This window comes from Propionibacterium australiense, assembly GCF_003666605.1.
In the GTDB taxonomy this organism is placed as follows: Bacteria; Actinomycetota; Actinomycetes; order Propionibacteriales; family Propionibacteriaceae; genus Propionibacterium; species Propionibacterium australiense.
This window is the reverse complement of the sequence record NZ_RCIV01000009.1, coordinates 64,490-89,850: the sequence shown is the minus strand read 5'-3', so window position 1 is coordinate 89,850 and position 25,361 is coordinate 64,490. Positions and strand designations below refer to the sequence as shown.

Here is a 25,361-nt window from a genome sequence, read left to right as displayed (position 1 = left end):
ACAGAGGTGCTCACCAAGGACGAGATCCGCGAGAGGCTCGCGGCGTCGGTCTCGGCGATTCTCGGCGCCGAGACCGAGATCGCTGACACGGACAATCTGCTCACACTGGGGCTGGAGTCCCTGCCGACTATGAGGCTGCTTGCCGGATGGATCAAGCAGGGCTACCGCGTCTCCTTCGGCTCGTTCATGCGCCATCCCACTCTCGCCGAATGGGTGCAGCTGCTCGTCGAGGCCTCCCCGGGCGAGCCCGCTGACGGCTCGGCTGAAGGAGCGGCTATTGCGTTCGCACAGTCGGGGTCCCAAGACCCGGCCGACGCCGGAATCGGTCAGGACGCGGAGCCGCCCGAGGCCGCGGGGGCGCGCAGTGACGCCGAGCCTTTCGACCTGACAGACGTGCAGTACGCCTACTGGATCGGCCGCAGGCAGGGGCAGTACATGGGCGGTGTCGGCTGTCACGGCTATGTGGAGGTCGAGACCGGCTGGCTGGACCCGGCTCGGCTGGAGGCTTCCTGGGAGACGCTGCTACGCGCCCATCCCATGCTGAGGGCCTGCTACACCGACGACGGCAGACAGTACGTGCGCGCCGAACCAGCCGACGCCTCCGTGACCATCCATGATCTGACCGGTCTGGGTGCCGATGAGCAGCAGGCGGCGCTGCTGGAAATGCGCGAGGCGTTGTCCCACCGGCTCCTAGCCATCGACGAGGGGCAGGTGTGCTGCCTGCAGCTGAGCCTGCTCGATGAGAACAGGGCACTCCTGCACTTCGACATCGACCTGCTGGTCTGCGATGTGCAGAGCTTCCAAATCATCTTGCGCGATCTCGCGCACCACTACGCGACGGGCGAGGCGCCCCGGACCGACCCAGAGTGGAGTTTCGCGGACTATCTGGAGACCAGGGCGCGTGAGGGCGCCGATGACGTCGAGCGGGACAGGCAGTACTGGCGCGCGCGCATCGACGAACTCCCCTCAGGCCCGCAGCTGCCCCTGCGCCGGGGCGGGAAACTTGCTGCAGCTCCGCGTTTCGTGCGCCGCTGTCACAGCTTCGACCGGAGCAGCTGGAGGGCCCTGCGCAAGGCCTGCGAGTGGCACGGCACGACACCGGCGATGGTGCTCCTGACGGCCTATGCGCGCACGATCGGGCAGTGGAGTGAGGAGAAGCGTTTCCTCATGAGCGTTCCGCTGTTCAACCGTGACAGCGATCCCGCCATCGAGGACGTCGTGGCGGACTTCACCACCCTCACCCTCACCGACGTCGACCTGAGCTGCCGACGGTCCTTCATCGAGGACCTGCGTGCCATCCAGGAGGCCTTCTATGAGGACGTCGCCCACTGTGGCTACTCGGCGGTCAGGGTTCTGCGCGATCTGCGTGCCCGACGCGGCGAGCAGTTCCTAGCGCCCGTCGTCTTTTCCTGCAATCTCGGCGAGCCGCTGGTGAACGAGGAGTTCGTGGAGACCTTCGGTGAGATCGGCTATATGATCTCGCAGACCCCGCAAGTCTGGATCGATCTGCAGGTCTTCAACACCATCGACGGCTTCACCCTTATCTGTGACGCCGTCGAACAGGTTTTCCCCGAGGGCCTGCTCGACGAGATCTTCGACTGTCTCGTGCGGGAGACCGAGCAGGTGATCACCTCGCAGCTGGGATCCGCGGGGCCCGTCGAGTCTCGAGGAGTGCTCACCAGGCGCGCCGAACGCGCCGAGCTAACGAACTGGGCCCTGCCTGAGACCACTCTAGTCCACCAACTGCTCGCAGCGGCGAGCAGATTCCCCGATCGTCCCGCCCTGCGCTCACACGACGGGCGCACACTGAACCACCGCGAGTTCGTCGAACACGCGCGGGCCGTTGCCGGCTCACTGGCGGCTGTTGGGTTGCGGCGCGGTGAACTCTGTGTGGTCATGATGAACAGGGGCCCCGAGCAGGTCATCGCCGCCTTCGGGGTGATGCTCACAGGAGCCGCCTACGTCCCGGTGAGTCCTCAGCAGCCACCGGAACGGCTCGCGGCCATCCTCTCCTCCCCGCGGATCGGCTTCCTGCTGAGCGATCAGGAGCCCCGGGAACGGTGGTACGAGAACGGTGTGCGCGTCATCGGCTTCGAAGAGGCCCGCCGCGGCAGCGGGGAGCTGTCCCTGCCCAGGCCACGACCGCAGGACCCCGCCTATGTCATCTACACATCCGGGACCACCGGTGTCCCGAAAGGGGTTGAGCTCAGCCACGGAGCCGCCTGGAACACGATCGAGGCGGTGAACCGCCGCCTCGGCATCAGGCCCTATGACCGGGCGCTGGGTGTCTCGGCCTTCGACTTCGATCTGTCGGTCTACGACGCCTTTGGCGTCCTCGCGGCGGGCGGTTGCCTGGTGACCATCGCCGACGAGGCGCGTCGCGACGCCGGCGTCTGGCTGGACTTAGTAGAGTCCTGCCGGATCACCGTGTGGAACTCGGTCCCCACTCTGTTCGAGATGCTTCTGGCGAGCGCCGCCGATGCGCCGGAAAAGCTCGCGAGCTTGCGTCACGTGCTGCTGTCCGGCGACTGGATCGACGTGGGGTTGCCGGGCCGGATGGCCGAGCTCATGCCCGACGGACACATTCTCGCCATGGGAGGGGCGACTGAGGCCGCCATCTGGTCGAACGCCATCGAACTGACCGGCGCCGTCCCCGAGGACTGGGTCTCGATCCCCTACGGGCGCGCCTTGGAGCACCAAGCCTATCGAGTGGTCGACGCCGAGGGGCGGGACTGTCCGGACCACGTGGCGGGGGAGCTGTGGATCGGTGGGCTCGGCGTCGCCACCGGCTATGTCGACGACCCGGAGCTCACTGCAAAGAAGTTCGTGGACGCAGAGGGAAGCCGCTGGTACCGCACCGGTGATCTGGGCTGCTTCTGGCAGGACGGGACCATCGAATTCCTCGGCCGCTCCGACAATCAGATCAAGCTGCGCGGGCACCGGATCGAGCTGGGGGAGGTCGAGGCCGCCTGCGAGGCACTGTTGCCCGTGACACGGGCCGTGTGCGTCCCCGTGCGGGGCTCGGCCTCGAGCTCACTGGTCGTCTTTGTCCAACCCGAGCAGCCCCTGGCTCCGGACGGCCCGGAGAGTGGGGGAGCGCTCGAGACGGAAGCTGAGGGCGTCGGCCGTATCGATGTCGACGCCGTCCTGGCACCCGTCCTAGCCGACCAGGAGTTGCGCGCCGCGGTCGCGCACGACGAAGCCGTGCAGTGCGGCTACGCCATGGAGACCATGCGCCGATGGACCGCCCAGCTCACCTGCAGGAGGTTCTCCGCCAGCAACCGTCTCGTCGCCCTGAAACGCAGATGGGCGCACTGGCTTGCCGATCAGGACGCCGTGACCGCGGTCCTACCCAGTGAGGCCGAACGCGCCGAGCTCGATCGCTTCGTGAGGCCCTTCGGCAGGGCCTTCGTCGAGGCGGCGCAAGCCGAGCCACTGGCCGAGTTCGTCCAGCGGCCTGATGTCGTGCCCGTCGAGGAATTCCTGTCCGGCAGGGCCGTGGGGCGTCTGACGCACGCTGCCATCAGGGAAATCGTGCGCGCGCTCGGGCAGGCGGACGAGGCGGAGATGCGGGTGTTTGAACTGGGCGCCAAACGCCTCCGTGAGTCTCGCGAGTACGCCCAGGCGAGCGGCTCGTCCTCCTATACAATCGCTGATTACTCGCCTTATTATCTCGACCGGGTGGACGAGTCCGAGCCCGGCTCCTTCGGGCGGATGCTGTTCACAACTATCGGGAAGCCGGCCCCGGTGTCGTCCGCCGAGCGCTTTGACCTGGCGATCTGTAATCAGAGCGTCCACCAGAGCACCGACATCGGCGCGAGCCTGCGACGCATCCACGCTCTGCTCGCCGAGCAGGGCCTGCTGCTGCTTGTCGAGCCAATCTCCTCGACGCCCCTGGCCGAGGTGAGCGCCGCCTTCCTCAGCGTGCAGTCCAGCGATGCTCGCCAGGGCAGTGGAGAGATGCTGCTCGACGCGCAGGCCTGGCGAGAGGCGCTCGAGGGCGCCGACTTCCGCCTGTTGTCGAGCATCGGGCTGACCGAGTCCCTGATGCTCTTCCTGGCGGTCAGGGTCGGCGGAGCCGAACCGGTGCCCTTGCCACTCCAGGAGTACGAGGAGGTCGTCCGCGTGCTATCGGCCAGACTCCCCGAGTACATGCTCCCCAAACGGATCATGCGCCTCAGCGAGTTCCCCCTAACCGCGAACGGGAAGGTGGACCAGAGGGCACTTGTGGGGCTCCTCACGCCCGAGAGTTTTCAAGACGAGCCCACGGCGGCCAAGAGCGAGGTCGAGCTGAGCGCCACCGAGGAAGCTCTGATCGGCATCTGGGAAGAGCTGTTAGACGCGAATGCCGGGACGGACAGCGACTACTTCCGGCTGGGAGGGGACTCGCTGGTGGCGACCAGACTCAGAAAGCGGATCGAGGAACGTTTCGATGTCGACTTCGGGCTGGACATCGTCTTCGACTCGCCAGTGCTGAAGGACATGGCTGCCCGGATCGACTCGCTCGCGGCGCGGACGGGAAGTGGTAACGAACTGCCGGCGATCGTGCACGCCGAGGACCAGTACGCACCCTTCCCCCTCACCGAGGTGCAGCAGTCCTATCTGATCGGCGCCTCGGGAGCCGTGGATCTTGGTGAGGTGTCGAGCCACTGCTATTTCGAAATGGCCACCGCAAGGCTCGACTTGGCGCGTCTGGAGGACTCCTTCAACGCTCTCGTTGAACGTCACCCGATGCTCCGCGCCGTCGTCTGCGAGGACGGTCTGAGCCAGAGATTCCTGCCGCAGGTGCCGCGCTACAGGATCGCCCATGTCCAAGGGAAGGGTCTGCAGGGCACCCAGCGCGTCGAACGAATCCGGCAAGAGATGTCGCGTCAGCGCTTCGACCCGACGCAGTGGCCATGCTTCGACGTGCGCTACGCGGACACCGGCGAGGGCAAGGGACGGCTTTTCCTGAGTTTCGACAACGTCTTCATAGATGGCTGGAGTATGTTCCACATCTTCCGCGAGTGGAAAGAGTTCTACGAGGCTGGGCCCGCTTCGTACGCCGGGCAGACTCCCGCGTACTCCTTCAAGGACTATGTGGAGGCGATGGAACGACTCCGGGCTAGCGAGGCCTTCCAGCAGGACCTCGACTACTGGGAGGGCTGCCTTGACCGCATCCACCCTGCGCCGCAGCTGCCGGTCTCGCAGCCCGATGGGGACTCTTCGTCGGCCTTCGTCCGGCACAGCGCCTTCGTGGAGCCCGCCGCCTGGCAGGCCGTGAAGGAGGGCCTCCGTCAGGAGGGCCTCACTGAGGCGGCCTTCCTTGCCGAGGTCTACGCGGAGACGCTGGCCCGATACAGTGAGGAGCCGAGGCTCAGCATCAATTTGACACAGTTCGAACGCACACCTTTCGCGCCGGAGGTCGACGAGATCGTCGGCGATTTCACGAGCCTGTCGATCCTGAGCGTCGACACTCGCAGCGGCGCCTCCTTCAGCCAGCGGGCCAGAGCCCTGCAACAGCGGATGTGGTGCAATTTGGCGCACAGCCATGTCAGCGGGGTGAGCGTCGAACGCATGCTCAACCGGCAGCGCCGATCGCAGATCACCATGCCGGTGGTTTTCACCTGCGGCCTGGGGGTGGTCGAACGCGATGCGTCCACCAGCCCCTATCTCGGCGTCATCGACTACGGGCTCTCCCAGACGCCCCAGGTGTGGATGGACCTGCAGGTCTACGAGGACGATGGGGGGCTGGTGCTGAACCTCGACGCCGTCGAGGCCATCTTCCCCGAGCAGATGGTTAACGGGATTTTCCGTTCGCTGGTGCAGGCGGTGGAGTCCCTCGCTAAGGGATTCGCGGCGCAGCCGCTCTTCTGGGGGCAGGAGACAGTCACAGTCTGCCCAAGCCTCAACCGTGACGAGATCGCGGCGCTCAACCATACTGGCGTCCGCAGCGAGGACTCCGGGCCGGGTGACGGCACGCAGACGCTGCTCGGGCTCTTCGACGAGGGCCTGCGGGACCACGGCGGGCGCACAGCGGTCATTGACTCCGAGCGCGAACTGTCCTACACAGAGCTCGACGAGGAATCGGAGCGCTGGGCCCGGCTCATCGCGGCCGAGTCCCCCGAACCCGGCTCCCTCGTCGCGATCCTGCTGCCAAAGTCCACCCATCAGATCAGCGCGGTCCTCGGCGTCTTCAAGGCCGGCTGCGCCTATCTCCCCCTGGACCCTACCCATCCGGTGGCGCGCAACAGTAGGATCCTCACCGACGCGGGGGTCGACATCGTCTTGGTACAGGACCGCCAGGGGTTGCCCGAGCCTATCGGGCGTGACCGTGCCGTGATCGAACTTGCCGACGTGCTGGGCGGGTTCTCTCCTATCAGTTCCTCCGCAGCGCCCATCGGGAGCGGACCAGCAGCCGACGGATTGGCCTATGTGATCTACACATCCGGGACGACCGGTGTGCCCAAGGGGGTCGCGATCACCCATCGGGCGGTGGTCAACACCATCCGGGACGTCAACGCGAGGCTCGGGGCCGGCCCGCAGGACCGTGTCCTCGCTTTGTCCGAACTGAATTTCGATCTGTCCGTCTACGATGTCTTCGGCATGCTCGCCTGCGGCGGCGCGATCGTTATGCCCTCCCTGCAGGGTCTGCGTGATCCTGCACACTGGTGGGAGCTGACGTGCAGTCACCAGGTCAGCCTGTGGAACTCGGTGCCCTCGCTGTTTTCGATGTACACCGGACACCTGGCCGACCGGGGACTCGTGGACGAGCATCTGCGGGCGGTGCTGTTGAGCGGCGACTGGATCCCGGTCGACGTGGCGCTGCGCATCGCGGACAGTTTCCGGGACTGCCGTGCATACGGCTTGGGCGGCGCGACCGAGGCCTCGATCTGGTCTAACTGGTATCCGATCAGTGTCGCCGACGCTCAACGGCCGAGCATCCCCTACGGCAAGCCGTTGGCGAACCAGCGGATGTACGTCCTGGACGACGTACTGGAGGACCGTCCCGAGCTCGTGCCGGGCGATCTGTACATCGCCGGCCGTGGGCTCGCGCTGGGCTACTGGAGGGACCCGGCGCGGACCGGGCAGTCCTTCCTCCGGCACCCTAGGACGGGCGAGAGGCTCTACCGCACCGGCGACCAGGCTATGTACGGGCGCGACGGACAGATCGTCTTCCTCGGACGCCGTGACGGTCAGGTCAAGGTCGGCGGCTACCGCATTGAACTCGGGGAAATCGAGTCGGCGGCCTTGACGGTACCCGGATTGCGGGAGTGCGTCGCCGTCGTCAGCAGGGCCGGTGTTTCCGATCGCACTTCACCGACGACGCGTGCGTCCGAACGCACCGGCAATATTGAACTGTACGTTGTGGTCGAGTCTGAGGATGTCCTTGGGCTTGTGGAGGGACGACTGGCCGAAACACTGCCGCAGTACATGCGGCCCCGACGGATCGTTCCACTCGCCGAGCTCCCACGTACCTGGAACGGCAAGATTGACAGGGACAGCCTTGAAGCGCAGTCCCAGGAGTCTTTCATGGCTCCGACGGGTCCACGTAATGAACGGGACGCTCGACTCGTCGCGATGTGGTCGAGGCTGTTGAACAGCGACGAACCCGGTATCGATGACGATTTCTTCCGGCTCGGCGGCGACTCGCTCGCCGCAGTCCACTTGGTCAACGCGATCCGCAAGGAGATCTCGGTGGAGATTTCCATCCGTGATGTCTTTGCTCTCCCGACGGTGCGTCAGCTTTCCGATCACATCGAGGCCAGCGTGGGGGCTGATGTCGAGGAGGGGGAGATCTGATGGAACGGCTGGCGGAATTCCCCTTCGTTGAGGACACAGGCGCGTCCCGGCTCCGCATGATGTTCTGCTTCCACCATGCCGGCGGTTCCGCCGCGGTCTTCCGACCATGGACCAGGTATCAGGAACGGCTCATGGTCGTGCCTGTTGAACTGCCCGGTAAGGCGACACGGATCAGTGAGAAGCCCGCGACAGATGGGGAGCAGCTGGTGGGCTCACTCGCCAGGGCCATGGCTGAGATGATCAACGACCATGAGTACTGCGTCTACGGTCATTCGATGGGCGCGATGCTTGGATTCAAAACGGCAGCGCTCCTCGAGTCTGAGTATGGGCTGGTGCCGCGGCTCATGGTCGTGGCTGGCCGCCACGAGCCCCTGCGCAGCCCCGTCAGCCATTTCCACAGCTCTCAGGGTGAGGAAGCGCTGATCACTGAACTAGTCAGGCTCGGCGGCACCCCCGCCGAGCTACTCGCTGACCGTGAACTGCTGGGCTGGTTACTGCCACAGATCATTGCCGACTACCGCATAGACGAGACGTTGGTCCACCGGGGGGAGATACTCAGCTGCCCGATTCATGCCCATGTCGGGTGTAGAGACACCGATACACCTGCCGAACTCGTGGTCGGATGGCAGGCCATGACGAATGCGCAGTTCGAGCTGCGGAGCTTCGAGGGGGACCATTTTTTCCCCCACCAGCTGGGAGCGGCCTACTACCGGGAGCTTGAGGAAGAGATGTGCGCGAATCCGCGAACATCGGAACGGCAGCGCCACCTACAGTCGAATCGACCAGGAGATGTGGAAGAGAAGGATGAGTTATGAGGCCATGTCAGGCCCCGAGCTTTCGAGCGACTGCAGATCACCGATTTCATGACGATCAGCATCTTCTTCGTCGCGAACACGCAGGTGGGTATAGGCGTGGCTTTCGTGGGGATCACTCCGGTGGGCTATGTGATGGTGAGTTCTTTGCAGGCCTTGGTCCTAGGTATCCCCACCATCCTGTTTACTCGATGATGCGCAAGTCGGACATACTGTTGATACTGCTGGATGAAAGCACAGCATCCATTGACCCTGAGAACGAAACAATAATTCAGAAGGCCATCGGCAGGCTCATTGAGAACAAGACAGTCCTGATTGCCTATAAACCTCGATCCATAGTAGCGTGCGATAAGGTCGTAGTTTTAAACGAAGGGAAACTGATATGGTCACCTGAATCGAAATCGTGTTTTTGATGGGTTTGTGGTCTTGCTTTGGATATGATGAGAGTATGCAGGCTGTGGCCATCCGGAAGAAACCGCTGTTCTGATCAGGTGGAAGAAACGTACAGACAGTTACGTGCTGGTATGGATGAAAGCAGAAGCCATCCTGTACGCCTCCGAAGGAATCACACTGGAAATTATCACGAAAATGGTCGAACGCAGTGAGAAAACCATCCGAGAATGGCTTGGCGACTGGCAGGACACCAGGATGTGCTCGGTACTCACCGGTCATGCGAGAAACCAGACGCAGCGCAACTCACCCGCACCAGAAGGAAGACCTCAAGGCTGTTCTGGCTTTGCCGCCCTCACAGTCCGGTATCGACGCCGAGTTCTGGGACGTGCTGGTCCTACGAGACGTGGTGAAGATCCTGTTCGACGTCGACTACGAGTCAGACTCTTCCTACCAGTTCTTCCTGCCGTTCTGCGGGAGAGCTTCAAGCTGCCGGACCCGTTCGACAAGCGCCGCGACGAACAAGCCATCATCCGACGCATGACCGAGGTGAAAACCCAAGTCAACCACCTATTGGAAGCCTGCTGGGAGGTGTATGCGGCAGACGAGGTGCGCCTGGAACACGAAGCCGAGACTAGGAGGAGGCTCCCCATGAGCCAGCGCACGAAACTGTACGTGGACCGGCGGAAAGTGCCCCGGTCCTTCTTCGGTGCTTTCTCACTGACTGACAAGAAAATGCGGATGTACCCGATCGAGGGAAACCAGAACACCGAACAGATCATCCTAACCCTGGAACAACTGCAACGCGAAACCCCTCACCAACCAGATCGCTGTCGTGCTGGACGATACCCGATTCCACTAAGCCAAGGCTCTGACCGTCTCTACCAGCCGGCCAGCTTCCTGGAACTCATCACCCCAATCTTCCTGCCACCGTACGCGCCCGATAACAACTCCGTCGAGCACGTCTGGAACACCGCCAAGAACAACATCGCGAACATCCAGCACGAAACCCTAGCCAAGCTTTTGGAACATTCACCTCGTACACCACTGGCCGCACCTTCGACTACGACTTCGAACACCTCCCCAAACCCCGACCAACAACCGATCGTGTTTCATGACTGCCATAGAATCTGGCACACACGGAGAACTGATGCAGAGGGGTGGCTTGTACTTACCGTCTCTATTCAACGCAGAACAAGAGTCTGGCATGGAAGATCAAATGAAATAGAATCACTATTGTCTGGAAAGGGCACTTAACATGAAAAAAGAAATGAATAAGAACCGGTTGAACGGAAAAGACCTGATGAATGTGGGTATTTTCACTGCAATCAATGTCACATTAGGTGTGTTGATTGCCGTGGCGATCGGTTTGACCCCCATTGGCTTTATGCTGATCCCAAGTGTTGCTGCAGTCATACTTGGCATTCCAATGATGCTTTACTTTACCAAAATCAAAAAGTTCGGAATGATCTTGATTTTTGAGATTGTAAATGGCGTTGTCCTTTTGCTGACGGGCATGGGACCCGACGCGCTCATTTGTGGAATTGTTATCGGCCTGATCGTAGAACTTATTATTAAGTCTGGAAACTACCAGAGCGCCAAGCGCGCTGTTCTGGGATACGCCATTCTGATGGTCGCATCCTGTGCCAATTACATTCATTGGTTGAACGCCAGCGCAGAGTGGCTTGACAAAAATGCGGCAACATATGGACAGGATTTTATGTACACGATTTCCGGTTGGTTCGACTATTGGTGGATGCTGCCTTTGGTCATCCTTTCCGCCTTTGTTGGAGGTCTGATTGGTGGCTTGCTTGGTAGGGCTGTGCTGAAAAAACACTTTGTCAGAAGTGGGTTAGTCTGATGGAAACGGTACTGCGAAACACAAGGCCGACAGCAAAGCAGATGTTTCTTGATCCACGGACAAAGATTCTGCTTTGCCTGACGGTTTCCTGCGTTATGATTTCAAGCGACAGCTTCGGAATTATGAACGTTGTACTGCCATGCCTTGCCACGATTCCTTTACTATTCCTAATTCTACTTAAGAAACCGCAAATTGCAGCCTACTATACAGTGATGTATGCGGTCACGGCGACGGTTCCCCGCCTGCTGATGCCGCATTTATCACCCCTGTTCAACCTCCTTTTTACCGGCATGATCGCCATGTTTACAAAGCTGATTCCGGGGATGTCGATGTTTTGCCTTCTGGTGTTGACAACCACGGTAAGCGAGTTTGTTGCAGCTATGGACAGGCTGCATGTGTCCAAGAAGTTTTCGATTCCAGTATCCGTGATGTTTCGCTTTCTCCCCACAATATGGGAGGAATACAGAGCGATTCGGGATGCCATGCGGCTTCGGGAAGTCGGATCATGGCGCAATCCTATGGAGATGCTGGAGTATCGGATGGTGCCGCTGCTGACCGGTCTTGTCACAATCGGGAATGAACTGTCCACATCTGCCCTTACGAGAGGGCTGGATGCACCTGTACGACGCACCAATATCTGCCCGATTGGATTTCATTGGCAGGACGGTGCTGCGCTGCTGCTCTGTGTCGCGGTCATCATTTGCTTTGTCCTCTCAAATTTTTATGGCTGGTAGTAGAAACTGCTTTAAGGAGGAGATTCCGTTTGATAAGGATTGAGAATGTATCTTTTACTTATGAAAATGTCGACAATGGTACGGCAATTCTTGATAATTCCATACAAATTTCCAAAGGGGAAATCATCCTGTTGTGCGGAGAATCAGGCAGTGGAAAAACCACGTTCAGCCGATTGATAAATGGGCTGATTCCAAACTACTATGAAGGTACGCTTATCGGTAAAGTTCAGGTCGAGAACAAGAACCCGGAGGATGTCGAGCTGCACGAGCTGGCACCATATGTTGGTTCCGTGTTCCAGAATCCCAAAGCCCAATTTTACACGTTGATAACAGATACGGAGATTGTATTTGCCTGCGAGAATATGGGTATGGATCGCCGCGAAATCTTACGTCGTTTTGATACCACCGTGACTGCAATGCACTTGGAGTCGTTGATTGGCAGAAATCTTTTTACGTTGTCCGGTGGTGAAAAACAGAAAATAGCCTGCGCCTCTGTTCATGCTGTGCAACCCGATGTATTGGTTTTAGACGAGCCCACTTCAAATCTGGACATAGGAACAATCCATGAATTGGAGGACATTCTGCGCTTGTGGAAAGCACAGGGGAAGACCGTCATCGTAGCGGAGCATCGGTTGGATTGGCTTCGCCTTCTTGCAGACCGTGTACTGTATTTCAAAGATGGGAAAATTGAACAGGAGTTCACCGGAGAAGCCTTCTTTAAAAAACCGCTGCCCGATCTGCATGAAATGGGGCTCAGGGGAACAAGTCGATTTGTTCCACAATTCGTGAAAAAGAGCAGAGCGGAGGAGGGGCTGGAGCTTAGGGATTTTTACTTTACTGGCAAAAAGAAAGCCCTTCTCCATGTTGAAAACCTGACGGTTCCCAAAGGAGCCGTTGCTGCCGTGTTGGGGGATAATGGCGCAGGTAAAACAACATTGGCTCGGTGTTTATGCGGCCTGGAGAAGAAAATGCGCGGTACTTTCGCTTTTCTAGGCAAAGAATATAAGCCAAAGCAGAGACTGAAACTCTGCTATATGGTTATGCAGGACGTAAACCATCAGCTCTTTGCCGAAAGCGTGCTAGATGAAGTAACGCTTGGCATCAAGGATATAGCGGAAGAAGAAAAGACAGAGTATGTTCAAAACATCCTGTCTATGTTGGATTTGCTGGCACACAAGGATAAGCACCCCATGTCTCTTTCCGGTGGACAGAAGCAGCGCGTCGCCATAGCGGGGGCAATTGCTTCCCATAAAGAAATCATCGTGTACGACGAGCCTACCAGCGGCTTGGACTATCGGCATATGAAGGAGGTCTCTGCGTGCATCCAGAGACTTTCTGAAATGGGGAAAACGCAACTGATTATCACTCACGACCCAGAACTGGTAGCTCGTTGCTGCGATTATATCGTGTTTATGGACAACGGAGCGGTGTCCCGTTTTGGGGAATGGACAGATGAAAATATTGAGTTTGCGTCTTGCTACTTTGAAAACGTGAGATAAACGCTTTCATATGCCACACATGGAGGGTTATGCAAAACTTTTTGTTTGATCGGTTTGTTGCTGTTCTTGTCGGAGTTCCAGAGCACAAGGAAGGCCTGTTGCAGAGATAATTGAGTTACCTAGTAATCGACAATCTCAGGGCGGGTCCTCGTCTTTCACTGCGACGCACCAGTGCCGGTAAAACAGATTTCAAGATCATCCAAAAACCAGGGTTTTAAATAATCCTCCTTGAATTCAGCACTATAATTTCGATGTTGATATGATCTAATTTTACCTCACGATCATTTCACCCACTGTTCGAAAAGCGCCAAGCGCTCCAGTCCGTTATATACCCAAACGGGCTGTCGTGGGCTGATGGCGCGCTCGTCCTGCGGTTTTCGTGAAAAGACACACAAGAACCGCAGGATGACGCTGGCCCTGCGGTTGGGGCGGTCATTCACCCTGCGGTTCTCGGCGGACGTCGGCGCGTCGTCACGAGGTGGTGCGGGGGAAGCGCTGCGCGAAGTCGAGCGCGACGTCCTTCATGTAGGCGAATTCGACCCCGTCGGCCTCACGCATATGCGCGATGAGCCGTTCCAGCATGAGCAGGTTCTGCGGGCGGCCCGACACGTCGGGGTGGATCGTGATGGGGAACACCGCGTAGTCCATCTCCCGCTGCACCCAGTCGAACTGGTCGGTCCACAGCTGCTTGATGTCCCGCGGCGACACGAAGCCGTGGCTGGTGAAGCTCGACTTGATGAACATCATCGGCGGCAGGTCATCCAGGTACCACGACGCCGGCAGCTCGATGAGGTCGGTCTCCTCGCCCCGGACGAGCGGTTTCATCCACTCGTAGGCCGACTCGGCCTCGTAGTCGATCTTCGTCCAGGTGTCACCCACCCTGACGTAGTAGGGGGTGTGGTCGTTGTGCATGAGCGAGTGGTCGTAGAGGAAGCCCCGCTCCACGAGCAGTTCGTTGGTGATGGGGGAGAACTCCCACCACGGCGCCACGTACCCGACCGGGCGGGTGCCCGACCGCTTCTCGATCAGGTCGGTGCAGTAGTCCAGGATCTCGGTCTCCTGGCGGCGGGTCATCGCGATCGGGTTCTCGTGCGAGTAGCCGTGCACGCCGATCTCGTGGCCGGAGGCGACAACCTGGTCGAACTGCTCCGGGAAGGTCTCGATCGAGTGCCCCGGCCAGTACCAGGTGACGGGCAGTTCCTGCTGCTCGAACAGTTTCAGGAGCCGTGGCACGCCGACCTCTCCGGCGAACATGCCGCGCGAGATGTCGCCGGGGGAGTCCTGGCCTCCGTAGGACCCCAGCCAGCCGCCGACCGCGTCGATGTCGATGCCGAACGACACGTAGATCTTCTTCGACATGGTGATCACTCCTTGTCCACTCGTGGTGTCAGACGTAGCAGTAGAACTGCTCGCGGAAACCGTCGGCCGATGCCCCGTTCGCGACGAGCAGGGCCGACAGGATCCGGGCCTGGTATGCGTTGAGGTCGCCGGAGGCGACCGCGCCGGCGTCCACCAGGTCGACCCCGCCCCCGTTGCCGTAGACCGGCACCGTGGGACCTGATGCCACCCGGGTGGACAGGACGACGGGGATCTGGGCCCTGGTGGCGCGTTCAACCTGCTCACCGAAGCCGATACCGGCGTTGCCGATACCGGTGCCGGCGAGCACGATCGCGTCGGCGCCCTCGTCGATCACGTGGGAGAGCACGCCCGGCGTCGCGCCGAGGTAGCAGGGCACGACCTCGACCCTGGTCCGGTCGAAACGTTCACCCGGAGCGGGCAGCGGCGGGAACCTGCGGGGGACGGCGACCTGGTGCAGCTGCTGGTCGCGGACGGTGGCCACCACGGTGCCGCCGTCGAACGCCGACAGCGACCAGGTGCGGGCCTTCCGGGTGCCGCGGGCGGAGCGGACCTCGCCGGCGAAGCAGATCAGTACGCCGCAGCCGCGCATCGCCGGGGAGGCCGCAACGGTGATCGCGTCGTTGAGATTGCCCGGCCCGTCCGGGGCGGGGGAGTCCGCGGTGCGCTGGGCGCCGGTGAGCACCACGGGCTTGGGACTGTCGTGCACCAGGTCGAGCAGGAACGCCGACTCCTCCATCGTGTCGGTGCCATGGGTGATGACGACACCTGCGCAGTCCTCGTCGGCGAGGGCCTCGGCGACGGCCCGTTGCAGCACCCGCAGATCGGCGAACGTCAGCAGATAGCTGCCGGTCTTCAGGACGTCGGTCGTGCGCACCTCGACCGGGCCGCCTGCCTCGCCCACGAGCCGGGCGGCGTCGTCGCTGGCCGTGGCCCCCTGGAGGCCTGCACCGGACCGGGACGAGATCGTCCCGCCCGTGCCGAGGATCCGCACATGGGACATGTCGTGCTCCTCCCGCCGGAAGTGCGCACCGTGGTCACCGTTGACCACGACATGCCGGACCCGCGAGGACCCGGTGCTGCCGACCCGTCCGGCGCCGGACGCCCCTCCCGTGCCGGCCGAAGCCGACCGAGCGAGGACTCCAGCAGTGCCCGCCGTCCGCACCGGATCGTCCGAGCGGTCCGCTGCATCTCACGATAGATGCTCGCCGGCCCCAGGTCCATGGTTGCGATGATGCGGTCTCGGCCCAGACCTCGTGGTGTGCTGACGTGTCGGGCGGCGCGCTCGCTGGGCCCGTCGGTTGCCGGCTTGGTGCCGTGCTCTGGCCCAGTCCCTCCGTGCTGATCGGTGCCCTGCCGTGACCGCCGCCGTCCAGGGCCGGTCCCCGGGTCCCTCCTGCGTGCTGACCGGTGTGGGGTCCCGGTGCGCGGCCCTCACGTGGCCCGGATGCCTGCCATGGTGAACGGTGCCGGGTTCTCAGCCCAGCAGCTCGGCGAGCTCCAGCCAGTGCTCCTCGAGCTCGGCCGTCTCGGCGTCCATCGCCTGAAGCCGGGCGGCCTGCTGGGTCAGTGCCTCGTAGTCGGACGGGTCGGTGGCCGCCATCTCCTCCTGCAGCTGCTGCCGGGCCGCCGCCAGCTTGTCCATGCGCCGCTCGATGGCCCGCGACTGCTTCTGCATGGCGCGCAGCTCGGCTCCAGAGGGACCGGGAAAGTCCGTCGTCCCCGGCGAGGACTCGGTGTGGCCGGCCGCGGCGGCCCTCGCGTCGGCGCGCAGCCTCAGGTACTCGTCGACGCCACCGGGCACATGACGCAGCCGTCCGTCGAGCAGCGCGTACTGCTGATCGGTGACCCGCTCGATGAGGTAGCGGTCGTGCGAGACGACGATGAGGGTGCCCGGCCAGGAGTCGAGCAGGTCCTCCAGGGCGGCCAGCATGTCGGCGTCCACGTCGTTGGTGGGCTCGTCCAGGATCATGACGTTCGGTTCGCTCAACAGCAGGAGCAGGATCTGCAGGCGCCGCTTCTGACCGCCGCTCAGCTCCTCGACCCGGGTGGCCAGGTGCTCGTGGGCGAACCCGAGACGCTCCAGCAGCTGGGCGGGGGTCAGCTCGCGGCCGTCGACGCGGAAGGTCGTGCGGGTGCGCGCCAGCACATCGCGGACCCGGTCCCCGGCGATCTCGGCGAGCTGGCGGAACTGCTGGTCGAGGATGCCGACCCTGACGGTCTTGCCGCGCCGGACGCGACCGCTCGTCGGTTCCAGCGCGCCGCTGATCAGGCCCAGCAGGGTGGACTTGCCGGCGCCGTTCACCCCGAGGATGCCGGTGCGCTCGCCCGGCCCGATGCGCCAGGTGACCTCGTGCAGCACCTCGTGCCCGTCGAAGTCGACGCTCGCGTCCTCGAGGTCGACGACGTCCTTGCCCAGCCGGGCGACCGCCAGGCGCTGCAACTCCAGCGGGTTGCGCACGGGCGGCACGTCCGCGATGAGCGCATTGGCGGCCTCGATGCGGAACTTGGGCTTGGACGTGCGGGCCGGGGCGCCGCGGCGCAGCCAGGCGAGTTCCTTGCGCATGAGGTTCTGCCGTTTGGCCTCGGTGGCCGCCGCGATGCGGTCGCGCTCGACGCGGGCCAGGACGTAGGCCGCGTAGCCGCCCTCGAAGGGCTCGACGATGCCGTCGTGCACCTCCCATGTGGCGGTGCAGACCTCGTCGAGGAACCAGCGGTCATGGGTGACGACGAGCAGGCCACCGGCGTTCGGCGGCCAGCGGTGCGTGACGTGCCCGGCCAGCCAGGTGATCGCCTCGACGTCGAGGTGGTTGGTGGGTTCGTCGAGGATCAGCAGGTCCCACTCGCCCACGAGCAGCGCCGCGAGTTCGACGCGGCGGCGCTGGCCCCCGCTGAGGTCCCCGATCGGCGCGTGCCAGTCCAGGTCGGACACCAGCCCGGCGATGACGCCGCGGATGCGAGCCTGCCCGGCCCACTCGTACTCGGCGCGGTCGCCGACGATGGCGTGGCCGACGCTCTCGGCGGGGTTCAGCCCGTCGGACTGGGACAGCATGCCCACCCGCAGGCCGTTGCGGTGGGTGACCTGGCCGTCCTGGGGTGTGATGGTGCCGGCGAGCAGTCCCAGCAGGCTGGATTTGCCGTCGCCGTTGCGACCGACGATGCCGATGCGGTCGCCCTCGTTGACCCCGAGCGTCACCTGGTCGAGGACGACCCGGGTGGGGTACTCCAGGTGCAGGTCCTCCGCGCCCAGCAGGTGCGCGCCCATCAGCGCCGGCCCCCGGCTGGGGACACGGCAGCGGTCGCTCGGCGGCTCATCCGCGCATGGCGCGGCGGGACACCTTCATGTTGCCGCTGGTGGGGATGGGGCCCTTGGGCATCGGGACACGTGAGTGCATCCGGTCGAGGCCCTTGAGACGGTAGGCGATCTCCTCGATCTGCTCCTTGTTGAGGGTCTTGGGGAGCTTCTTGATGTGGGCGGTGAGGTCCTCGAGCCGCACCTGGCCCTTCTTGTCGCCGATCATGATGGTCTGCACCTCGACGCCGTAGAGCACCTGCTTGTAGCGCTTCGCCTCGGCGCCGAGCAGATTGTGCGCCCCCTTGCCGTCGCCGATGAGGATGAGGCCGCCCGGGCCCACGGCACGGTGCACGCAGTTCATCTGGCGGTCGACGGCGACGGCGGCGGTGTAGTGCCACTTCTTCTTGTCGAGCATGCTCAGGGCCATCTCGCCGCCGCCGGGCTGGTCGACGGCGCGGGCGAACGCGGCCTTCTTCACGATGCGCTGCATCACGTAGAGGGCGAGTGTGAGGCCACCGAAGACGCCGAGGAGGATCCACATCACCAGCCAGCCGAACTGCAGGCCGAGGACGACGCCGACGGCGGTGCAGCCGAGGATGCAGGCCAGCAGGATCCACGGGGTCGAGGACTTGTACTGCGCAGCGAGCTTGTACGTCTCGCGCAGCTGGCGGACGGTACCCCAGTCGGAGGGGTTGTCGGAGTGCTTCCTGGCTTCCTTGAGGGCCTTGGCCTCGGCCTTCTGCTTCCTGGCCAGTTCCTTGGCCCGCTCGCTCGCCATGTCCGTCTCCTCGCCGTCGTCCCGGGTGGTGCCGCGCCCCTCGCCGCCTGCGGTGCGGCGCGAACGGTCGTACCGCGCCATTCTAGTCCAGCACGCAGTCGCTCCCGAAGATCGTTCGGGCGGGGAGCCGCGGGCGGCGAGAGGGGGCGGGAGCGCCTGCCCCGGGGCGGCTCAGGGCCGTGCAGCGTGCCCGCGATGGGAAGCAGAGCGTTCCCGTTCGATGCCGCAGCCCCGGGTCCTGGCGGAACCCGGCATTGACGCCCCGCGAAGCCGCTTCCTAGGCTGACGGCGACGACCGTGCGCGCCATGGCGCGGTCATCGTCAGCGGCATGTCAACGGCGACAGGCAGGACACACCATGACCAGAACTCTTGTTTCCCCCGGCAGCTATGTTCAGGGCCGGGGCGAGATGGCCAATCTCGCCCGGTACTGTCAGAGCATCGGCGCCACGAGCGCCTATCTCATCGTCGGGCCCTTCGTGAACGCCACCTACAACACCCGGATCACCGCCTCCTTCGAACCGGCCGGCCTGTCCTGCACCCTCGCGGTGTTCGGCGGGGAGTGCTCGCGCGAGGAGTTCGACCGGCACGCGGAACCGGTCCGCCAGTGCGACGTCGTCATCGGCATCGGCGGCGGCAAGACCCTGGACACGGCGAAGGCGGTCGCCCACTACGCGGGTCTGCCCGTCATCATCGCCCCGACCACGGCCTCCACCGATGCCCCCTGCTCGCGTCTCAGCGTGGTCTACACCCCCGACGGGGCGTTCGAGTCCTATCTGTTCCTGCCGGCCAACCCGGTGATGGTCGTCATGGACCTCGACATCATCGTGCACGCACCGGTGCGTTTCCTCGTGGCCGGCATGGGGGACGCCCTCGCCACCTACTACGAGGCCGACGCCTGTCGCCGGGCCGATGCGCAGACGATGGCAGGCGGACGCTCCACCAATGCGGCCCACGCGCTGAGCAGGCTGTGCCTCGACACCCTGCTCGACCAGGGCAACGAGGCGCGGATCGCCGGGCAGCAGGGCGTCATCACGAGGGCCTTCGAGGCCGTGGTGGAGGCCAACACGCTGCTGTCCGGGATCGGTTTCGAGTCCTCCGGTCTGGCCGGCGCCCACGCCATTCACAACGGGCTCACGGCGCTGGAGCGGACCCACCAGCAGCTCCACGGCGAGAAGGTCGCCTACGGCACCCTCGCCCAGCTCGTCCTCGAGGCCGCGCCACGTGAGGAGTTCGAGCAGATCGTGCGGTTCTGCCGCACCGTCGGCCTGCCCACCCGTCTCGCCGACATCGGTCTGGACGGCGTGAGCGACGACGAGCTCATGAGGGTCGCCGAGGCGGCGTGCGCACCGGAGGACACCATGGGCAACATGCCCTTCGTGGTGAGCCCGTACGACGTGTTCGCCGCTCTCCGCGCCGCCGATGCCCTCAGCGCGGCGGTGGAGTAACCCCTGAGACGATGCCGCCGGACTCCTGGGCCGCGGCCCCCGCGGACCCACCGGCGCACGACACGTGACCGACGGCCCATCCAACGACGACGCGGGGCGGTGAGGAATCTCACCGCCCCGCGTCCGGGGTTCTCGGGCAGGCCCGGGTCACCGGGCGCCGCCCGTGCTCACTGGGCCAGACCGAACTCGCCGCCGAAATCGCCCGCCTCGAGGCGGGCCTTGACGGCCGACAGGAAACGGCTGGCGTCGGCGCCGTCGACGAGACGATGGTCGTAGGTCAGCGACAGGTACATCATCGGGCGGATCGCGATGGTGTCGTTGCCGAAACCGTCGGTGACGACGACCGGCCGCTTGACCATCGCACCGGTGCCCAGGATCGCCACATTGGGCTGGTTGATGATCGGGGTGTCGAACAGGGTGCCGGTGGAACCGTAGTTCGTGATCGTGAAGGTGGCGCCACTGAGCTCATCGGGGCCGATCTTGTTGTCCCGGGCACGAGCGGCCAGGTCACCGATCCTCTTGGCGATCCCTCCGACGTTGAGATCACCGGCGCCCCTGATGACGGGCACCATGAGACCCCGAGGGGTGTCGACGGCGATGCCGATGTCCTCCGAGTCGTGGTAGGTGATCGTGCCGGCCTCCGTGTCGATGCTGGCATTCACCTTCGGATATTCGCGCAGGGCCTCGGTGGCGGCCTTCGTGATGAAGGCGAGGTAGGTCAGGCCCACGCCCTCGCGCTTGCGGAACTCGTCCCTGGCACCGGCACGCACCCGGGTGACGGCCGACAGGTCGACCTCGACGGTCGCGGTGAGCTGGGCCGAGATCTGCAGCGAGTCGCGCATGCGGGCGGCGACGATCGAGCGCAGTTTCGTCATCTTCTCGGTGGTGCCCTGCTTGGCGGCCTCTGGGGCCGGGGCCTTGGCGGCGGCAGGCGCCGGAGCAGCTGCCGCGGCCTTCTTGGCCTCGATCGCATCCTCGACGTCCTGCTTGCGGATACGGCCGCCGACGCCGGTGCCCTTGAGCCCGGCCAGGTCGATTCCGTTGTCGCGAGCCAGCTTGCGCACCAGCGGGGTGACATAGCCCTCGAACTCGGGCAGGGTGGCGCGAGGGGCCGGGGCTGGTGCCGGGGCGGCGGGTGCTGCTGGTGTCGGGGCCGGTGTCTCGGCGGGGGCCGGGGCTGCTGGCGCCGGTGCGGGCGCTGGTGCTGCGGCGGGGGGCTGGGGGGCCTCGGAGGGCTCGCCGACGATGGCGAGGACGGCGCCGACTGGGGCGGTCTCGTCCTCGGCGAAGCGGATCTCGAGGAGGGTTCCGGCCACGGGGGAGGGGACCTCGGTGTCGACCTTGTCGGTGCTGACTTCCAGCAGGGCTTCGTCTGCGTCGACGTGCTCGCCCACCTCCTTGAGCCAACGGGAGACGGTGGCCTCGTTCACCGACTCGCCCAGACTCGGCAGGGTCACCTCGGTGCCGGCTGCTGTCGGGGCGGCGGGTGCTGCTGGTGTCGGGGCCGGTGTCTCGGCGGGGGCCGGGGCTGCTGGCGCCGGTGCGGGCGCTGGTGTTTCGGCGGGGGGCTGGGGGGCCTCGGAGGGCTCGCCGACGATGGCGAGGACGGCGCCGACTGGGGCGGTCTCGTCCTCGGCGAAGCGGATCTCGAGGAGGGTTCCGGCCACGGGGGAGGGGACCTCGGTGTCGACCTTGTCGGTGCTGACTTCCAGCAGGGCTTCGTCTGCGTCGACGTGCTCGCCCACCTCCTTGAGCCAACGGGAGACGGTGGCCTCGTTTACGCTTTCGCCCAGCGTGGGGAGAGTGACTTCGGTCGACATGGTTCTACCGGACTCCTTCGTCAGAGTTCTTGGAGAGGATCGACCACCGGAATCGTTCCGATGGCATCCCTGCGGTCAGCCTAACCCCAAAGCCAGGGGCGTGCCGATCCTGCGAGGGCCCGGGCCCGATCCCGCGGCCATGCCTTGAGCGAACAGGGCCGCTGACCGTCCCACCGCACGTCGGACTGGCCTTGGAACAGACCGATCCTGCCCCTGCGGCACGGACCGGTGCGACACGGGCCGGGCCTCACGTTCCCGATGTCCGGTTCACTCCTCCTGCTTGCCGAGCCCCATCGGCCCGTAGACGAGCTCGTCGTCCTCGTACAGGCTGACGGAGGCCACCCCGTAGTCGGCCAGCTCGTCGAAGCTCTCGCCGAGCCAGGACTCGGCGTCCTCCCGGGTGTCGAACTCGCGCCCCAGACCGAGACCGTGACGTTCGTCCTCGCTGAGCTCGGCCTCCGGTTCGAGCTCCTCCTCCCAGCGGAAACTCATCAGTACTTCTCCCCTCGCTTGACGGCGCAGCCCGGGTTGCGGAAGCGGCGCAGGGTGATCATTCGGGACATCATCTCGGAGACCAGACGCTTGCCCTTCGGGTTGAACCCCGGGATGCGGGCATAGGCCTCCTTCTTGTAGGAGCGCCAGCGGAGGAGGACGTCCACGCCGCACACGAGGAAGTAGACCCAGATACCGAGGCTGGAGACGACCGAGAGCCACGGCAGCCACTGGGTGGCCAGCATGGCGGCGATGAGGATGAGGACGACCGGCCAGGCGAACTCACAGGCCGACCAGTGCGCGTCGACGTTGTTGCGCAGCAGCACGCGTTCGGGCCGGGCGCTGGCCGTGCGGAATGCCTCTTCGCGCCGACGGTAGTCGATCTCTCGGTTGCGCGCCCGCTGCTCCTTCTTCGTCAGAACCGGGTGCAGGCGCTGCATGCGGGCCGCCTCGGCCTGCTTGCGGCTGGGAGTGGGGGCGTTCTTCTTGCGGGGGGCCTGACCCTGGCCGGATGTCTCGGCCCCAGCGGTGTCCACGACATCCTCATCGGCAGCCTTGGCCGTCTTCTTGGATCGCAGCGATGCCACAGGGTGCCCTTTCGTCGTGATTCCTGGGAACCGATTCTAGGCTGACCGGCGAGGACTCGTTCAAGAGGCCCCGAGCTCTGCGCGGACCCCTCCCCTCCCTGGGGCAGATCCCTCCCGGCCCTGGGATCGCCCCGCTCCGAATGGCAAGATGATGCCCATCCCACCCCTCAGGCAATAGGCTTGAGATGTTTTGGCCCGCAGCGCATCCATGCGCAGGGCAACGCAGCGGAAGGATCGACGACAGATGGCAGGAATCTTCGAACGGCTCGCCATGATCTTCAGGTCGAAGGCGCACAAGGCCCTCGACAAGCACGAGGACCCTCGTGAGACCCTCGACTACTCCTACCAGCGTCAGCTGGAACTGCTGCAGAAGGTGCGCAGGGGCGTCGCCGACGTGGCGACCAGCCGCAAGCGTGTCGAGATCCAGGGCAACCAGCTCGGTCAGGAGATGGACAAGCTCACCGTCGCGGCCCAGCGCGCGCTCTCCCAGGGCAGGGAGGACCTCGCCCGTGAGGCCCTGACCCGCAAGTCCGGTCTGCAGGCCCAGCTCGACGATCTCCAGAGTCAGCACGCCGCGCTGGCCGAGGAGGAGGAGAAGCTCGTTCGCGCCAGCACCCAGCTGCAGGCCCGCGTCGACGCCTTCCGCACCAAGAAGGAGACCATCAAGGCGCAGTACTCCGCGGCCGAGGCCCAGACTCGCGTCAACGAGGCCTTCACCGGTCTGAGTGACGAGCTCGGTGACGTCGGTGCGGCTGTCGCACGGGCAGAGGACAAGACCGCTCAGCTGCAGGCACGTGCCGGCGCCGTCGACGAGCTGCTCGCGTCGGGAGTGCTCGACGACCCCACCGGCACCTTCAAGGACGACATCTCCCGCGAGCTCGACGCGATGGCCTCCTCGGCCTCGGTCGAGAACGAGCTCGCCGCCATGAAGACCCAGCTCGGGCTGGACGCCGGCCCCGCCGCACCCGCAGCTCAGCTGGAGCAGGGCCAGCAGGACGCCCCGGCCCCGCAGGACCAGGCAGAACCGGGCCAGGGCTGAGCCGGGGATCTGCACGCCGCCCAGGGCGGAGTCACGGTCGCCGGCTGCTGAGTGACCGGATCATCCGTGGTATCGGGCGCAGGACGGACGCAATGAGAGTTCTCGTGGCGGCAGGCGCCATGGCCGGCTTCGACGCCTGGCGTGCCGGCGCCAGGATCGGCCGCGCGTGGCGTGAGTTCGGTGCCGAGGTCGCGCTCGTCCCGCTGGCCGAGATCGGGTCGGACTGGCAGCAGGCCAGGGAGAACCTGGCCGGGCCGGACAACACCCTGTTCATCCCGCTCGATGGGCACGATCACGACAGTGGCCCCATGCTGTGGTCCTTCCTGAACGGAGGCGGGCCGAGCACGCTCGTCGACGCCGTCGGTACGGCCGGCCCGGCATCTGGCGCCGAAGCTCTCGACATCGACCGGGTCCGCGGCCACCTGGCCGAGCGCCCGCTCATCGGTCTGTGCCGGTCGGGCGAGCAGGACGCCGTGCTGACCGGGATGCTGGGGCTGGCCGGCCGGCGTGAGGACCTGCCCCTCGGCCAGCGCCTGAGCCTCGACAGGATGCTCGGCGCGTGGGCGGAGCTGCTGGCCGCCGGCGGCAGCGGCCCGGCCGCCCCCGCTGACGGACCGGCCCTGGCGAGCACGCCCGGTTCGGGTGCGGGCGGGGGAGCGGGCGCCGTCGTCCTGGCTCTCGGCGGGCGGGTGCTCACCGGCCCGCAGGCTCTCGGCGAGATCGCCGACCTGGACCGCACGATCGCCGCCGCCGACCTGGTCGTCACCAGTTGCGAGAGCTTCGACGTGGACGCCTGGGGCGGACCGATCGTCGACTACGTCGCGCAGCGGGCAGCGGTGGCGGGCCGGCCCGTCGTCGTCGTCAGCAGGACGAACCATGTGAATCTGGCCGGCCAGCGCGCGAACGGCATCGAGGCGGTTCACGCCATCGGCGATGGCGACATCGGTGATGGCTGCCTGGCACTTGCGAGAAGCTGGTTCTGGTAGAAACTTGGGGGTGTGCCGGGCCCGCTGGCTGTCGCCAGGCCCGGAACGATCCCGCTGGCAAAGGCGATGAAGAGGACCGACATGACTGATACCGCGACCGAGAAGACCACGGGCGTGACGCTCACCGACGCCGCAGCCGCCAAGGCCGCTGGACTGCTGCGCGCCGAGGGCCGTGACGATCTCGCCCTGCGCATCGAGGTGCAGCCCGGCGGGTGCGCCGGCCTGCGCTACCGTCTGGCCTTCGACGACGAGCAGCTCGAGGGCGATCTCGTCGACCACTACGACGGCGTCGACCTGGTCGTCGACCGCATGAGCGCCCCCTACCTCGGCGGCGCCGTGATCGACTACGCCGACACCATCGAGCGGCAGGGCTTCACGATCGACAACCCGAACGCGGCCAGCACCTGCGCCTGCGGCGACTCCTTCCACTGATTCCGAATCGCGTTCCGCGCAGCCGAGTGGGGCCCCGAGCCGTCTGTTCGCG

The 25,361-nt window shown here is 64.5% G+C and carries 18 protein-coding genes; 11 read left to right on the top strand and 7 right to left on the bottom strand.

The window, feature by feature from the left end:
* The first annotated feature begins 6 nt into the window (after nt 1-6).
* The 7 genes from D9T14_RS08320 (at nt 7) to D9T14_RS08285 (ending at nt 13,078) form a co-directional block, all read left to right on the top strand.
* On the top strand, nt 7-7,782 hold the full coding sequence (locus D9T14_RS08320; RefSeq protein ID WP_119161735.1) for a non-ribosomal peptide synthetase: 7,776 nt from the start codon (nt 7-9) through the stop codon (nt 7,780-7,782).
* Nucleotides 7,782-8,597, top strand: coding sequence for a thioesterase II family protein (locus tag D9T14_RS08315; RefSeq protein WP_119161734.1), 816 nt, complete (start codon nt 7,782-7,784; stop codon nt 8,595-8,597). The genes D9T14_RS08320 and D9T14_RS08315 overlap by 1 nt, the downstream gene beginning before the upstream one ends.
* Before the next feature lie 48 nt (nt 8,598-8,645).
* A complete protein-coding gene (locus D9T14_RS13660; protein WP_170175603.1) occupies nt 8,646-8,789 on the top strand; it encodes a hypothetical protein in 144 nt (47 codons plus the stop codon).
* Between the two features lie 333 nt (nt 8,790-9,122).
* The gene (locus D9T14_RS13655; protein WP_182482063.1) at nt 9,123-10,241 is read left to right on the top strand and encodes a transposase; all 1,119 of its coding nucleotides are present in this window, start codon (nt 9,123-9,125) and stop codon (nt 10,239-10,241) included.
* A 1-nt stretch (nt 10,242) separates the two neighbouring features.
* Nucleotides 10,243-10,845: an MptD family putative ECF transporter S component gene (locus D9T14_RS08295; protein WP_119161732.1), complete on the top strand. Its 603-nt coding sequence runs from the start codon at nt 10,243-10,245 to the stop codon at nt 10,843-10,845.
* The gene (locus D9T14_RS08290) at nt 10,845-11,579 is read left to right on the top strand and encodes an energy-coupling factor transporter transmembrane component T (RefSeq protein WP_119161731.1); all 735 of its coding nucleotides are present in this window, start codon (nt 10,845-10,847) and stop codon (nt 11,577-11,579) included. The genes D9T14_RS08295 and D9T14_RS08290 overlap by 1 nt, the downstream gene beginning before the upstream one ends.
* Nucleotides 11,580-11,608: 29 nt before the next feature.
* On the top strand, nt 11,609-13,078 hold the full coding sequence (locus tag D9T14_RS08285; RefSeq protein WP_119161730.1) for an ABC transporter ATP-binding protein: 1,470 nt from the start codon (nt 11,609-11,611) through the stop codon (nt 13,076-13,078).
* Nucleotides 13,079-13,549: 471 nt separating this feature from the next.
* On the opposite strand, the gene D9T14_RS08280 is transcribed toward D9T14_RS08285, so the two are convergent.
* The 4 genes from D9T14_RS08280 to D9T14_RS08265 all read right to left on the bottom strand — a co-directional run bounded on the left by D9T14_RS08280 (nt 13,550) and on the right by D9T14_RS08265 (nt 18,507).
* Nucleotides 13,550-14,437 (bottom strand): polysaccharide deacetylase family protein, encoded by an 888-nt coding sequence (locus tag D9T14_RS08280; RefSeq protein WP_119161759.1) that lies wholly within the window; start codon nt 14,435-14,437, stop codon nt 13,550-13,552.
* Nucleotides 14,438-14,465: 28 nt separating this feature from the next.
* Complete coding sequence (locus D9T14_RS08275; protein WP_119161758.1) at nt 14,466-15,437, bottom strand: asparaginase; 972 nt, start codon at nt 15,435-15,437, stop codon at nt 14,466-14,468.
* Between the two features lie 474 nt (nt 15,438-15,911).
* A complete protein-coding gene (locus D9T14_RS08270) occupies nt 15,912-17,702 on the bottom strand; it encodes an ABC-F family ATP-binding cassette domain-containing protein (RefSeq protein ID WP_374955788.1) in 1,791 nt (596 codons plus the stop codon).
* A gap of 43 nt (nt 17,703-17,745) precedes the next feature.
* Nucleotides 17,746-18,507, bottom strand: a complete 762-nt coding sequence (locus D9T14_RS08265; protein ID WP_119161757.1) for a DUF4191 domain-containing protein — start codon at nt 18,505-18,507, stop codon at nt 17,746-17,748.
* A 357-nt stretch (nt 18,508-18,864) separates the two neighbouring features.
* Here D9T14_RS08265 and D9T14_RS08260 point away from each other — a divergent pair, with 357 nt between their 5' ends.
* A complete protein-coding gene (locus tag D9T14_RS08260; RefSeq protein ID WP_119161728.1) occupies nt 18,865-19,953 on the top strand; it encodes a glycerol dehydrogenase in 1,089 nt (362 codons plus the stop codon).
* Between the two features lie 167 nt (nt 19,954-20,120).
* On the opposite strand, the gene sucB is transcribed toward D9T14_RS08260, so the two are convergent.
* From sucB to D9T14_RS08245, 3 genes are all read right to left on the bottom strand, one after another.
* A complete protein-coding gene (sucB, locus tag D9T14_RS08255; RefSeq protein WP_119161727.1) occupies nt 20,121-21,773 on the bottom strand; it encodes a 2-oxoglutarate dehydrogenase, E2 component, dihydrolipoamide succinyltransferase in 1,653 nt (550 codons plus the stop codon).
* Nucleotides 21,774-22,040: 267 nt separating this feature from the next.
* Nucleotides 22,041-22,265 carry a hypothetical protein gene (locus tag D9T14_RS08250; RefSeq protein ID WP_119161726.1) on the bottom strand — a complete coding sequence of 75 codons (225 nt, stop codon included), beginning with the start codon at nt 22,263-22,265 and terminating at the stop codon, nt 22,041-22,043.
* Nucleotides 22,265-22,852: a DUF3043 domain-containing protein gene (locus tag D9T14_RS08245; protein ID WP_170175665.1), complete on the bottom strand. Its 588-nt coding sequence runs from the start codon at nt 22,850-22,852 to the stop codon at nt 22,265-22,267. The genes D9T14_RS08250 and D9T14_RS08245 overlap by 1 nt, the downstream gene beginning before the upstream one ends.
* Before the next feature lie 244 nt (nt 22,853-23,096).
* Here D9T14_RS08245 and D9T14_RS08240 point away from each other — a divergent pair, with 244 nt between their 5' ends.
* The 3 genes from D9T14_RS08240 to D9T14_RS08230 all read left to right on the top strand — a co-directional run bounded on the left by D9T14_RS08240 (nt 23,097) and on the right by D9T14_RS08230 (nt 25,309).
* Complete coding sequence (locus D9T14_RS08240) at nt 23,097-23,891, top strand: PspA/IM30 family protein (RefSeq protein WP_119161724.1); 795 nt, start codon at nt 23,097-23,099, stop codon at nt 23,889-23,891.
* 92 nt (nt 23,892-23,983) lie between these two features.
* Nucleotides 23,984-24,877 (top strand): glycerate kinase, encoded by an 894-nt coding sequence (locus D9T14_RS08235; RefSeq protein ID WP_119161723.1) that lies wholly within the window; start codon nt 23,984-23,986, stop codon nt 24,875-24,877.
* A gap of 81 nt (nt 24,878-24,958) precedes the next feature.
* Complete coding sequence (locus D9T14_RS08230) at nt 24,959-25,309, top strand: HesB/IscA family protein (protein WP_119161756.1); 351 nt, start codon at nt 24,959-24,961, stop codon at nt 25,307-25,309.
* The last annotated feature ends 52 nt before the right edge of the window (nt 25,310-25,361 follow it).